We start from the raw sequence: 13,088 nt of genomic DNA on the forward strand, positions 1-13,088 counted from the left end.
TCAATGTAGCTCTCAATGATCTTGATACATCTGTCAAAGCCAAGCTGGCTGGTATTGAGGCACAGGTCGTAATTTCTCACGTCTGTCCACTCGTTGCCTGTGTGAGCCTTATAATAAGCGCTGCGCTCACGGTTAATCTTCTCAACCTGCTTTTCGGCTTCCTTGCGGTCATAGCCGCAGACCTTCATGGAATTGTTGATGCAGGTTTCCTTGTCAGCCCAGATGTAAATTCTCAGCACATTGGCTCTGTCAGCAAGGACAAAATCCGCACATCTTCCGATGATGATGCAGGGAGCTTTTTCATCTGCCAGGTTCTTTATGACCTTTGCCTGGAAGTTGAAAAGATTTTCCTGAGAGGTAAAATCGGATCTTTCCGGAGTGATAACATCACCGTCATAGACCTTTACCTTTTTGAAAAGTCCCGACTTTGCTTTTTCGTCAGCCAGACCGAAAAGAGCCTCGTTTATGCCGCTGTCCTCGGAGGCAAGCTTTATAAGATCCTTGTCATAATAGGGAATGGAAAGCTTTTCGCTGAGCGTTTTGCCGATGGAGCGTCCGCCGCTGCCGAATTCTCTTGCTATTGTAATTACAAGGTTGTCCATGATCCTTATCCTTTCTTTATAGGGTATCCCCATATTATTCGCCAAGATATGCTTTCTTTACGGAGTCGTTGTTCATAAGCTCGTGAGCGTCTCCCGAAAGAACTATCTTTCCTGTTTCAAGAACATATGCTCTGTTTGCGATGGAAAGTGCCTTTTTAGCGTTCTGCTCAACCAGAAGAACTGTTGTGCCCGATTCGTTTACCGAGCGGATAATATCAAATATCTCTGTTACATAAAGAGGGGAGAGACCCATTGAAGGCTCGTCCATAAGGATTATCTTAGGGTGGGACATAAGCGCTCTGCCCATTGCAAGCATCTGCTGCTCGCCGCCGGAAAGGGTTCCTGCGATCTGGGTGCGGCGCTCTTTAAGACGGGGGAAGCGCTCATAGACCAGTTCCAGAGTATCGGCGATCTCTTTCTTGTCCTTTCGGGTGTAAGCGCCCAGCTTAAGGTTCTCGAAAACCGTGAGCTGCTGGAAAATGCGTCGTCCCTCGGGAACGTGGGCGATGCCCATGCTTACGATCTTGTGTGCAGGAGTTTTGAGCAGATCCTTGTCCTCAAACTTTATGGAGCCTGATTTTGCGGGGACAAGACCTGTGATTGTGTTAAGGATAGTTGTTTTTCCTGCGCCGTTTGCGCCGATGAGTGCGATTATCTCGCCCTCGTTTACTTCAAAGGAAATGCCCTTGATAGCATTGATAACGCCGTAAAATACTTCAAGATTTTCGATAGTGAGCAATGACATTTTATGAGCCTCCTTATTATTCGCCAAGATATGCGGTGATAACTCTGGGATCGTTGAGAACGTCAGATGTCTTGCCATGAGCAAGCTCCTGACCAAAGTTCAGTACAGTGACTTCTTCGCAGATTCCCGAAACAAGCTTCATATCATGCTCGATAAGCAGGATAGTCATATCAAAATTTTCACGTACAAAGCGGATAGTGTCCATCAGCTCGGCAGTCTCGTTGGGGTTCATGCCTGCCGCAGGCTCGTCCAGAAGCAGGAGCTTGGGGGCGGTGGCAAGAGCACGGGCGATCTCCAGCTTACGCTGCTTTCCGTAGGGGAGGTTTGAAGCGATAACGTCTCTTTCCTCCTCAAGACCCATGACATTGAGAAGCTCCAGCGCTCTTTCTTCTATTTCCTTTTCTACCTTGAAGTATTTGGGGAGACGGAACACGCCCTCAAATGTGCTGTAGGAATGGTGATTGTGGAGACCGACCTTAACGTTGTCGATAACTGAAAGCTCCTTGAAAAGACGGATATTCTGGAATGTTCTTGCGATACCCGCAAGGTTTGCCTCAATGGTGCTCATCTTTGTGATGTTTGTGCCGTCAAGGATAATGGAGCCTGTGTCAGCCTTGTAAACGCCTGTCAGCATATTGAACACTGTGGTCTTTCCTGCGCCGTTGGGGCCGATAAGACCGTAAAGCTGACCTTTTTTGATAGTAAGATTAAATTCGCTTACGGCTTTAAGACCGCCGAAGGAAATGCTCAGATTTGATACCTCTAACATATTCATTCCGCAGCTTCCTCCTTATTCTTACCGAATTTGCTCTTGAATTTATAGGCGATTATCTGCTTATATTCTTGTGCCTTGGGAGCCCAGTTCATAAGCATTACGATGATAAGCACGATTGCATATACCAGCATTCTGTAGTCGCCGATGAAGCGGAGCTTTTCGGGGAGGATATACAGAACGATGGCTGCGATAACGGAGCCTCTGATGTTTCCGATTCCGCCGAGTACCACGTAAACCAGTATCATGATAGATGCGTTGTAGTTGAACTTGTCGCCTGCGGGGGTAAGTGTTGCGTAGTTGTGGGAGTAGAGCGCACCTGCTGCGCCTGCGAGAGAAGCGGAGATAGTGAATACCATGAGCTTGTACTTTGTGATGTTGATGCCCACGGATTCGGCAGCGATGCGGTTATCTCTTATCGCCATGATAGCACGGCCGTCTCTGGACTTGATAAGGTTCTGAACGATGAACAGTGTAAGGAGAACGAGGATAACGCCCACGGTGAAGTTTGCGTCCTTAGGTGTGCCCGAGATACCCTGAGCGCCCTTGATGATGACGTTTCCGTCAGCCTCAAGACCAAGCTCCATGGTGCTCTTGGTGGAGAAATGCCAGCCATTGGAGTCAACGCCGAAGTTGATGATGTTTACCACGTTCTTGATTATCTCGCCGAATGCCAGTGTTACGATAGCAAGGTAGTCGCCTTTAAGACGGAGAACGGGGATTCCGATCAGTATTCCGAAGACAGCTGCAAAAAATGCACCTACAAGAATTGCAAGAGTAAATCTCAGGGGAGCTGCTGTAATGGTGGATTCTGTAAGCTTTGAGAAGATCGCGCTGGTGTAGGCACCCACGCACATAAAGCCTGCGTGGCCAAGGCTCAGCTCGCCAAGGATTCCGACAACCAGATTAAGGGAAACTGCCATTATAACATAGATACAAACGGGAACGAGAAAGCCCTTCATGGAGCTTGAAAGATTGCCTGTTGCCTGCATTATCATCATTATTATGTAGAGCACGATAACGATGCCGTAGTTTATCAGGCTGTCCGTTGTGGACTTTGTAAGCTTTTTAGCAGGTTTTGTTTTAACGTTACTCATCATCAGCCCTCCTTATACCTTTTCCTGAATGTTCTTGCCGAGGATACCCGTAGGCTTTACCAGAAGAACGATAACGAGGATAGCGAACACGATAGCATCAGTGATCTGAGAGGAGATGTAAGCCTTGCCGATTATCTCGATAACGCCGATGAGCAGTCCGCCGATCATAGCGCCGGGGATAGAGCCGATTCCGCCGAATACCGCTGCAACGAATGCTTTGATACCGGGCATTGTGCCTGAATAAGGGGTAAGGTTGGGATATGCGGAGCACATGAGAGCGCCTGCAACTGCCGCAAGAGCGGAGCCGATAGCAAAGGTAAGGGTTATTGTGGCATTTACGTTGATGCCCATGAGCTGAGCCGCACCCTTGTCCTCGGAAACTGCCTGCATTGCCTTTCCTGCCTTTGTCTTGTTGACAAAGAGGGTAAGACCTACCATGATAACGATACAGGTGATGATAGTTACCACAGCTTCTCCCGTGATAGATACCTGACCGTCAAAAAGCTTTATGGGCTTGAGTGAAACTACCGATGTGAAGGACTTTGCGTCTGCGCCGAATATGAGCAGTGCAAGGTTCTGGAGCAGGTAGCTGACACCGATGGCTGTGATAAGCACCGCCAGCGAGGAGCTTACGTTTCTGAGAGGCTTATATGCCACCTTTTCGATAACAACGCCCAGGATCGTGCAGGCTATCATTGCGATAATGATGCTGACAATAGGGCTAAGGCCTGCGTTCTTCATGCAGAGGAACACCACATATGCACCTACCATGATAATGTCGCCGTGAGCGAAGTTCAGCATTTTTGCGATACCGTAAACCATTGTGTAGCCAAGAGCAATGATCGCATAAACGCTTCCCAGGCTGAGACCGTTGATCAAGTAATTCAGAAAGCTCATTTTCTCAATCCCCATTCTTATGTTTATTTTGTTTTGAGTTTTCGTTGAATCTTAAGTTTAAAAAACTCAAAAGCGGAAGGAAATATTCGGATTTCCTTCTGCTTTTCAGTTTTTTAAAGCTGAAAATACAAGTCCTTATAACCACATAAACCGCCGGTATCAAAATATCGACACCGACGGTAATATTATGCGGATAAAACTATCAGACTTTATAAGTCAGATCACATTGCCTTGTAGGAACCAGTGCCGTCCTCAGCAATGTCGATTACAACAGCCTTAGGAGCCTTGGAGGGCTCGCCGTCTGCACTCCATGTCATGCCTGTACCGGTAAGACCATCATATGTGATCTCGGTCATAGCAACCTTCATAGCATCGCAGATATCGGAAACGGACATATCTGGTGTTACGTTTGCCTTTTCGGCAGCAGCCTTGATGATGTACATTGCATCATATGTATCGGCAGCGAACTGGTTGGGAACCTCTCCGTACTTTTCCTGATAGGAGGTTACGAACTTCTGAGTAAGATCGTCCTGAGCATCAGCTGCGAAAGGAGTAAGAAGCATTACGCCCTTAGCAAGGCTGAGGTCGAAGTTTTCAACTGCAAGGATACCGTCAAGACCATCGCAGCCGAAGAACTTGGGAGAATAATCCATAGCAGCTACCTGCTGGAGGATAAGAGATGCTTCCTGATAGTAGATAGGAAGGAAGATAAGGTCAGCGCCTGCGTCCTTAGCCTTCTGGAGCTGAACGGTGAAGTCAGTCTTGGAGTCATCGGTGAATGCTTCTGCAGCAACTACCTCGAAGGGCTGATTTGCAGCTTCTGCAGCGAACTTCTCGTAAATACCGGAAGAGTAAACATCGGAGCTGTTGTAGATAACTGCTACCTTTTCAGCAAGGTTGTTCTGACCGATGTACTGAGCTGCGCCGACACCCTGGTTAGGATCGGAGAAGCATACTCTGAAAGCATTGTCATACTTGATACTCTCGATAGCGGAGCCGGAAGGAGTGAGCTGGAACATATTGTCGTTGTGGGACTCCTCAACTACTGCCTGGCAGGGAGTGGAGGTAACGGTACCCATGAGCATCTGCATACCCCAGTCCTTAAGGGTGTTGTATGCGTTTACGGACTTCTCTGCATCGTGAACATCGTCCTCGAACTTGAAGTCTATCTGGTAGCCGTTGATACCGCCTGCTGCGTTGATCTCCTCAACAGCCATCTCAGCAGCGTTCTTTACAGCCTGACCGTAAACAGCAGCGCCGCCTGTGATAGGACCGATACCGCCGATCTTGAAGGAAGCGCCTGTGGAAGCAGCATCGCCGCTTGTGGAATTATCGCCGCAAGCTGTAAAGAAAGGTACAGTCATGCAGGCAGCAAGACTAAGTGCAAGAATTTTCTTTGAAGTTTTCATTGTAAACCCCTTGTTTCTCCGTCGGTGGGATTTTTTACCGCATAGCATTACGACGGTTCATGCCAGCGGGGTAATCTTGTACGCAAAATCATGGATTGGAGCTGTAAAATACATCACAGACTGCACAGATTTTACATATACAACTTTAATTACACCTATATTTTACAATTTTTTGCCTTAAAAGTCAATGTTAAAAAAATGGTATTTTAAACTATATAAACGGTTGTATTGGTCAGTTTACACATATAATTAACGATATGTTAACTCTGTTTGGCTATACTTTTTCCATTTATCTGACTGGATATGACCTGAGATGATGATACAAAGTCATTATGAATATTTGCACTTTAAATTATGCAAAAACAAATCTTATGAGCAGCATATAGCATATGGTTCCCGCCGCAATGGAGAGAAACATATTTTTCTTCCGGAAGTGAAGCCCTGCCGTAAGTCCTCCTGCGATAAATTCGGGCAGTCCGAAAGGGTATGATGTGACCGAAACGGACTTGTAGCAGTATATTGCCAGAAGCCCCGTAACGGCGCAGGGAAGCACCTTTCCAAGATATTTTATGTAGTTCGGCGTTTCCTTTCCCGCAGGAAAGATGATGAACGGCAGGAACCTTGTGCAAAGTGTTCCGAGAGTAACAGCCCCTATTGTGATTATCTGCTGTGCGATAGTCATTTCCTTATCCTCCTTTTATGATCTGTCGGGCTTTTTCAGCATTTCCTCTGGCAGATCGAGCTTCTTCCTGAAAATGGTCAGGGAGAGCAGAATGGCTATCATTGAGGGAATGATGAAGTTATCGCTGCCGAAGATCACCAGACACAGCGTCGTAAGCCCCAGTCCCAGCAGTGCGGGGAGGTGGACACGGCGTGTCATGAAGCGGTCGGTGAAGATGACTGTGAACAGGGCTGTCATAACGAAATCAAGCCCCTTTGTATCAAAGGTGATAAGGTTTCCCAGCAGTCCTCCGAGGGTTGCACCGAAAACCCAGTATGCCTGATTGAACAGGGTCACAAAGAACATGAACCAGCCCTTGTCAACGCCCTCGGGAGCGTCAACGGAGCAGTTTATTGAAAAGGATTCATCGCACATTCCGTAGATAAGGTATATCTTACGAAAGTCCTTGACGTTGTACTTTTCCAGCATGGAAATGCCGTAGAAAAGATGACGGGCGTTTACCATAAGCGTTGTGACAAAGGCTGCCAGCGGGTCAAATTTGCTCAGCAGCATGGTCGCTGCCACAAATTCCATAGAGCCTGCAAATATGGTAACGCTCATTATCATCGGATAAACGAATGAGAACCCCAGACTGTTCATATAAACGCCGTAGGCGATGCCCAGAAACAGGAAGCCTGTAAGTATGGGAAGAGTGTAGGGAAAAGCCGCTTTTGCAGCTTTTGCTTTAACACCTTGCATAATGGGGAAGATCCTTTCTTGCCGTAAAAAAAAGACACCTACAGATGTGGTGTCACTTTTTTGCGCCGCTTTAAATGCTATTTAAATATAGCACATATGGGGAATAATGTCAAGATACCTCTGAAAAACAGGCTTTATGCCGTAAATCTTAACGGTCTGACAGCGGTTATACGCCGCCGCACGCTTGACAATTTCTTCCGATTTGGTATAATATACTTATATATAAAGTAAATAGTAAGGATGATATTTCCAGATGATGACCCCCGAAGAGAAAAGACATGATATGCTCCACTCTCCCGTTGAGCTTCTTGTCTGCAAAATGGCAGTGCCTACGATAATAACCATGCTTATCACGGCGCTTTACAACATGGCTGACACTTATTTTGTGGGCAGGCTCGACACCGTTTCCACGGCTGCTGTGGGACTGGCTCTGCCGCTTATGAACGTTATACAGGCAATAGGCTTTTTCTTCGGTCACGGTTCGGGAAACTATATGGCACGAAAGCTGGGCGAGGGCGATGTAAAGGCTTCCGCACAGATGGCTGACACGGCAGCGGTGCTGTCCCTTATGATGGGCGTTACACTTTCGCTGCTGGGCTATATGAATATCCGCCCGCTGTCGCAGCTTCTGGGAGCAACGCCCTTGCTTATGGAAAGCACGGTGGAATACGTATCGGTGCTGCTTATCGGTATTCCCTTTGTAATGGCATCATTTACAATGAACAACCAACTGAGATTTCAGGGCAACGCTTTCTATGGCATGATAGGCATGGCAAGCGGAGCGGTGCTGAATGTTATCCTTGACCCCGTTTTTATCTTCATTTTGGGCATGAAGGTCCGTGGAGCTGCTCTGGCGACTGTTTCAAGCCAGATCATCTCCTTTATAGTGCTGCTTGTAATGAGCGGACGTATCCCTTTCCGCAAGCCGGATTTTGTATTGAACGGCGAAATAGTTTCGGCAATATTCCGCTTCGGCACGCCCTCGCTTTTCAGGCAGTCCATCATGAGCGTGTCCATTATCTGCCTGAACCACGCAGCGGGAAATTTCGGCGAGGCTGTTATTGCGGCGGTGTCGGTTGTTAACAAGATAGTTATGATAGGCGCTTCCGTGGTCATAGGCTTTGGTCAGGGCTTCCAGCCCGTGTGCGGATTCAACAACGGTGCAAAGCGGTATGACAGGATAAAGCGTATGTATCTTTTCTGCATAAAGGCATCGACCCTGTTCATGATGGTGTTCGGCGCAATAGTGTTTGTGTTTGCACCTCAGCTGGTGGCATTCTTCCGTGATGATCCCGACGTTATCAGCGCAGGCACGCCGCTTCTCAGGTTCCAGTGCGTAACGGGATTTTTGCAGGGCATCATCATCATGACGAATATGATAGTCCAGAACATGGGAAAAACACTGCTTGCAAGCTTTCTTGCCATTGCAAGGCAGGGCGTTTTCTTCATTCCGCTGGTGCTTATACTGCCGCAGGTTTTCGGACTTACGGGACTTCAGATGACACAGTCCGTCGCAGATGTGCTTACGGCGGCGTTTACGGCTATATTTACCGTAAAGACACTCAGAAGCCTTGACAAACTTATAGAGGAAAATCAGAACAAAGGGGAAGTTATATGAATATTCTGGTCACACTTAACCGAGGTTATCTTTACCAGCTCTGCGTAATGCTTTCATCGCTCATAAAGTCAAATCCCGACACGGAATTTGATGTTTACGTTATGAACGCTTCTCTTACCGAGGCGGATTTTGAGGCTGTCCGTCAGCGTATCCCTGCCGATAAATGCAGGCTCATTGACATAAAGACAGGGGAGAACGAATTTGCGGACGCCCCCATTACCGACAGATATCCCCGTGAGATGTATTTTCGGATATTTGCCGCAAAGTACCTCCCCGAAAGCCTTGACAGGATATTGTATCTTGACCCCGATATCGTGGTGCTGGGTTCCGTAAAGGAGCTTTACGAGACCCGGCTGGACGGCTATTATTATGCTGCGGCTTCCCACGTAAATGAAGTCATGCGAATGATAAACAAAATACGCCTTGGCATGGACGATGAAGGCCCTTACATAAATTCGGGCGTAATGCTTATGAATTTAGATCTTCTCCGCAGCAGCCAGAGCGAGGAAGAGGTATATAACTACATCAGTGAGAACGAAAAGCTGCTTATCCTGCCCGATCAGGACGTTCTCAGCGGGCTTTATTCCGATAAGATATATCCCCTTGAACCGCTCAGATACAATATGACCGAGCGGCTTATGATGTATCATATGATGACCCCCGAAAATGTGCGGAACATTTCTGCCATAGTCCATTACATCGGCAGGAACAAGCCGTGGAAGGATTCTTACATCGGCAAGCTTGGCGTGTTCTATGAGGAAGCGTCCAAGGATATTCCGCCTATTGAATAAGGAGCTTTGCATGGGATATTTTGAGCTGTTTGGGGATTGCTATCCCGAACTTCAATTAAACAGGGGGATGTTTGTTCAACTGCTCGATATCGGCGGCTGCACTGCTTTTGAGCATAAGGAAAACGGCGGTATCGTTGGCTTTGCGGCGGTAAAGGATAACTGCCTGCGGCTGATATGCGTTTCGGAAAAGTACCGCCGACAGGGTATAGGTTCGGAGCTTTTGGCTCAGGCGGAAGAGCATATAGGCAAAGAACATAATGAAGTCATTCTCGGCGGAGCTTCGGGGCTTTTTATCGGAGCACCCGTTTCAAAGGGGAATTTCGACAAGCGGAGCTTTCCGTTTTTTGAAAAGCGTGGATATGTTTTTGATGACGGCTGCGCTGAAATGGAGCTTCTGCTTGATGATTTTTCCGCATCTGAGCATGATCTGCCCGTTGCTGAGAATGTTACCTTCGGATATATTGACGGCACTTCGGAAGCGCTGAAAAAAGCCGTGGAGGAGACTGTTCCCGACTGGGTGCAGTATTTCGGCGGCTCAAAGGTGTTCTGCGGCTTCTGCGGCGGAGAGATAGCCTCTTTCTGCATAACAGAAGAGTGGGAGCCTTCCGTTGTCTCCGACGGAGTGCATCGGACAGGTGCTGTGGGCTGTGTTGGCACTGTTCCACGGTTCAGGCGGCAGGGAATAGGACTTAAAATGGTCGCCCTTGCGGCGGAAGAGCTTAAAAAGCAGGGCTTCGGCAAATGCTTTATCCATCACACAGGTGTGTATGACTGGTATGAAAAAATAGGCTGCCGCACTGTGCTTTGGGAGCTTTTCGGCAAAAAAGCATTATCATGACTTGAAAGGAAGCATAAGTATATATGAATATTATCATTGTGGGCTGCGGAAAGGTAGGACAGGCGCTTGCCGAACAGCTCAATGAGGAAGGCAACAACATCACGGTCATTGACCTTAACCCCAAAAAGGTGAACTCGGTCTCCGCAAGGCTGGATATAATGGGCGTTGTGGGAAACGGCGCTACCCATATGACCCAGCAGGAGGCAGGCATCAAGCGTGCAGACCTGCTCATTGCGGTAACTGCGTCAGATGAGCTGAATCTGCTGTGCTGCCTTATCGCCAAAAAAGCAGGTAACTGCCAGACCATAGCCCGTGTAAGAAGCCCCGAATACAGCACCGAGGCGCCTTATCTTAAAGAAGAGCTTGGACTTGCAATGGTCATCAACCCCGAATATGCTGCGGCTCAGGAGATAGCCAGAGTTCTGCGCTTCCCCTCCGCCATAAAGATAGACACCTTCGCAAAGGGCAGGGTGGAGCTGCTTAAATTCAGGCTCCCCGAAAACAGCCGCCTTGCGGGCTGCTCCGTAAAGGAGATAGTTGCAAAGCTCCACTGTGATGTACTCGTATGCACCATCGAGCGTGGGGACGACGCATTCATTGCAAATGCGGACTTCGTTTTCCGGGAAAAGGACGTTATCTCAATAGTCGCTTCTCCCAGAAATGCCAATGAGTTCTTCCGCAAAATAGACTACAAGATAAATTCCGTCAAGGACGTTATGATAGTCGGCGGCGGCGAGATTACCCATTATCTCTGCGATATCCTCCAGCGCTCTGGCATTGCCATCAAGATAATAGAAAAGAATGCGGAAAAGTGCGAGGAGCTTTGCACCACATGGCCCGATGTTTCCGTAATAAACGGCGACGCTGTGGATCAGGAGATACTTCTTGAAGAGGGACTGGCAAACTGCGGCGCATTTGCGGCTCTTACCAATCTTGACGAGGAAAATATCCTGCTTTCGCTTTTTGCAAAGAGCGCAGGCAAGGGAAAGCTCGTCACCAAGATAAACCGTATCGACTTTGACACGGTAATCAAGAAGCTTGACCTTGATTCCATAATCTACCCCAAGAACATCACCTCCGATATGATAGTGCGGTATGTCCGTGCAATGAAAAACACCATCGGCAGCAACGTTGAGACGCTTTACAATATCATCAAGGGTAAGATAGAGGCGGCGGAGTTTATCGTCAAGGAAAACTCGCCTATTGCGGGCGTTCCTCTTGCGGAGCTTAAATTCAAGGATAACGTGCTTATCGCAGCTGTTCTCCGTGAGCGCAAGGTCATAATCCCGAGAGGTCACGATATCATTCAGCCCGGGGACGCAGTTGTTGTTGTCTCCAACCTTATGCAGCTCCATGATATAGCGGATATTTTAAGATAAGGAAGGAGTTTGGCTTTTGCTCTTGCAAAGGCAGCCACACATATGAATTTTAAAATGATTCTCAATATCCTGGGCTGGATACTTATTTTTGAAGCGCTGTTTTTTTTAGTGCCAATTATAACCGCTGTGGTTTACGGCGAGGCAGTGCTGGCGGATTTTCTCATATCCGCAGGGCTTTGCCTTATATGCGGCGGACTGCTTATAATGAAAAAGCCGGAAAACAAGGCACTTTATTCCCGTGAGGGCTATGTTATAGTGTCCCTCAGCTGGATAGTGCTCAGTCTTTTCGGCGCACTGCCCTTTTATATCTCGGGCGTGATACCCAATTTCGTTGACGCACTGTTCGAGACGGTCTCGGGCTTCACCACAACGGGAGCAACAGTTCTCGGAGAGGTAGAGACACTTCCCAAAGCCATACTTATCTGGCGAAGCTTCACCCACTGGGTAGGCGGCATGGGCGTGCTGGTCTTTATAATGGCGTTCGTTCCCCTCAGCGGCGGACAGAATATGCACATCATGAAAGCGGAAAGCCCCGGCCCCTCGGTAAGCAAGCTTGTTCCCAGAGTAAAGACCACCGCAATGATACTTTATTCCATATACTTTGTGCTGACCTTTGCTGAGTTCATTGTTCTGCTCATAGGCGGAATGAGAGTGTTCGATGCACTGAACACCGCTTTTTCCACAGCAGGCACAGGCGGATTCGGCTTCAGGAATGACAGCTTTGCAAGCTTTTCTCCCGCACTGCAAATTATCGTTACGGTATTTATGCTCATATTCTCCATAAATTTCAGCTCCTATTATCTGCTGATAACAGGCAAGCTGAAAGAGGTGTTCAACAGCGAGCTGAAAGTGTTTGCGCTTATCGTCATTTCCGCCATAACCGTCATAACTTTGAACATCAGGCACCTTTTCCCCAGTGTGGGAGATGCTTTGAGAAATGCTTCATTCACCGTGGCTTCAATAGTTTCCACAACGGGATTTTCCACAGCTGACTTTGACATGTGGCCCGAGCTTTCCAGAACTATCATCGTGCTGATAATGTTCATCGGCGCCTGCGCAGGAAGTACGGGCGGCGGCATAAAGGTATCGAGAATAATCATTCTCTTCAAGAGCATGGCAAAGGAACTCAGCGTTATGATCCACCCCAAGCAGGTGCGTAAGATAACCGTTGATTCCCACGCCATCGACCACGAGACCGTGCGCTCGGTAAATGTGTATATGGTCTGCTATATAATGGTTTTCGTTATCTCAATGGGCGTTATGTCCTTCGATAACTATGACCTGATAACGAACTTCACCGCTGTAGCCGCAACGCTCAACAACGTTGGCCCCGGCCTTGAAATGGTCGGCCCCACTCAGAATTTCGGCTTTATGTCCTCGCCTACAAAGCTAATACTTATCTTTGATATGCTGGCAGGCAGACTGGAGCTTTTCCCCATGCTGCTCCTGTTTGCTCCCGCAACATGGAAAAAATAATATCCGAACACCTCCGTGTTTTCATCATAATATGAAATACGGAG

At 47.9% G+C, this 13,088-nt stretch carries 13 protein-coding genes; 5 read left to right on the forward strand and 8 right to left on the reverse strand.

What is annotated here, in order from left to right; translation table 11 throughout:
- The 8 genes from OCV68_RS00855 to OCV68_RS00890 all read right to left on the reverse strand — a co-directional run.
- Window positions 1-602: cytidylate kinase-like family protein (locus OCV68_RS00855; protein ID WP_262570153.1), on the reverse strand; the 602-nt coding region annotated here is incomplete at its 3' end.
- Window positions 603-636: 34 nt separating this feature from the next.
- Window positions 637-1,347, reverse strand: a complete 711-nt coding sequence (locus tag OCV68_RS00860; protein WP_022475029.1) for an ABC transporter ATP-binding protein — start codon at window positions 1,345-1,347, stop codon at window positions 637-639.
- A 16-nt stretch (window positions 1,348-1,363) separates the two neighbouring features.
- Window positions 1,364-2,122 carry an ABC transporter ATP-binding protein gene (locus OCV68_RS00865; protein WP_262570154.1) on the reverse strand — a complete coding sequence of 253 codons (759 nt, stop codon included), beginning with the start codon at window positions 2,120-2,122 and terminating at the stop codon, window positions 1,364-1,366.
- Window positions 2,119-3,216, reverse strand: a complete 1,098-nt coding sequence (locus OCV68_RS00870; protein WP_394803483.1) for a branched-chain amino acid ABC transporter permease — start codon at window positions 3,214-3,216, stop codon at window positions 2,119-2,121. The genes OCV68_RS00865 and OCV68_RS00870 overlap by 4 nt, the downstream gene beginning before the upstream one ends.
- A gap of 12 nt (window positions 3,217-3,228) precedes the next feature.
- A complete protein-coding gene (locus OCV68_RS00875; protein ID WP_022475032.1) occupies window positions 3,229-4,113 on the reverse strand; it encodes a branched-chain amino acid ABC transporter permease in 885 nt (294 codons plus the stop codon).
- Window positions 4,114-4,334: 221 nt separating this feature from the next.
- Entirely contained in the window at window positions 4,335-5,522 is a 1,188-nt protein-coding gene (locus OCV68_RS00880; protein WP_262570158.1) for an ABC transporter substrate-binding protein, read from the reverse strand.
- A gap of 352 nt (window positions 5,523-5,874) precedes the next feature.
- Entirely contained in the window at window positions 5,875-6,204 is a 330-nt protein-coding gene (locus tag OCV68_RS00885) for a branched-chain amino acid transporter permease (protein ID WP_147622356.1), read from the reverse strand.
- Between the two features lie 15 nt (window positions 6,205-6,219).
- A complete protein-coding gene (locus OCV68_RS00890; RefSeq protein ID WP_262570159.1) occupies window positions 6,220-6,942 on the reverse strand; it encodes an AzlC family ABC transporter permease in 723 nt (240 codons plus the stop codon).
- A gap of 253 nt (window positions 6,943-7,195) precedes the next feature.
- Between OCV68_RS00890 and OCV68_RS00895 the strand changes: the two genes are divergently transcribed.
- From OCV68_RS00895 to OCV68_RS00915, 5 genes are read left to right on the forward strand one after another with little or no spacing between them, the layout of a single operon-like run.
- On the forward strand, window positions 7,196-8,560 hold the full coding sequence (locus OCV68_RS00895) for an MATE family efflux transporter (protein WP_262570161.1): 1,365 nt from the start codon (window positions 7,196-7,198) through the stop codon (window positions 8,558-8,560).
- Window positions 8,557-9,351 (forward strand): glycosyltransferase family 8 protein, encoded by a 795-nt coding sequence (locus OCV68_RS00900; RefSeq protein ID WP_022475037.1) that lies wholly within the window; start codon window positions 8,557-8,559, stop codon window positions 9,349-9,351. The genes OCV68_RS00895 and OCV68_RS00900 overlap by 4 nt, the downstream gene beginning before the upstream one ends.
- Before the next feature lie 10 nt (window positions 9,352-9,361).
- Window positions 9,362-10,189, forward strand: coding sequence for a GNAT family N-acetyltransferase (locus tag OCV68_RS00905; protein WP_262570377.1), 828 nt, complete (start codon window positions 9,362-9,364; stop codon window positions 10,187-10,189).
- A gap of 23 nt (window positions 10,190-10,212) precedes the next feature.
- Entirely contained in the window at window positions 10,213-11,568 is a 1,356-nt protein-coding gene (trkA, locus tag OCV68_RS00910) for a Trk system potassium transporter TrkA (RefSeq protein ID WP_262570163.1), read from the forward strand.
- 42 nt (window positions 11,569-11,610) lie between these two features.
- Window positions 11,611-13,044, forward strand: coding sequence for a TrkH family potassium uptake protein (locus tag OCV68_RS00915; RefSeq protein WP_262570164.1), 1,434 nt, complete (start codon window positions 11,611-11,613; stop codon window positions 13,042-13,044).
- Window positions 13,045-13,088: the final 44 nt, after the last annotated feature.

The organism is Huintestinicola butyrica (assembly GCF_025567215.1).
Taxonomy (GTDB): Bacteria; Bacillota; Clostridia; order Oscillospirales; family Ruminococcaceae; genus Huintestinicola; species Huintestinicola butyrica.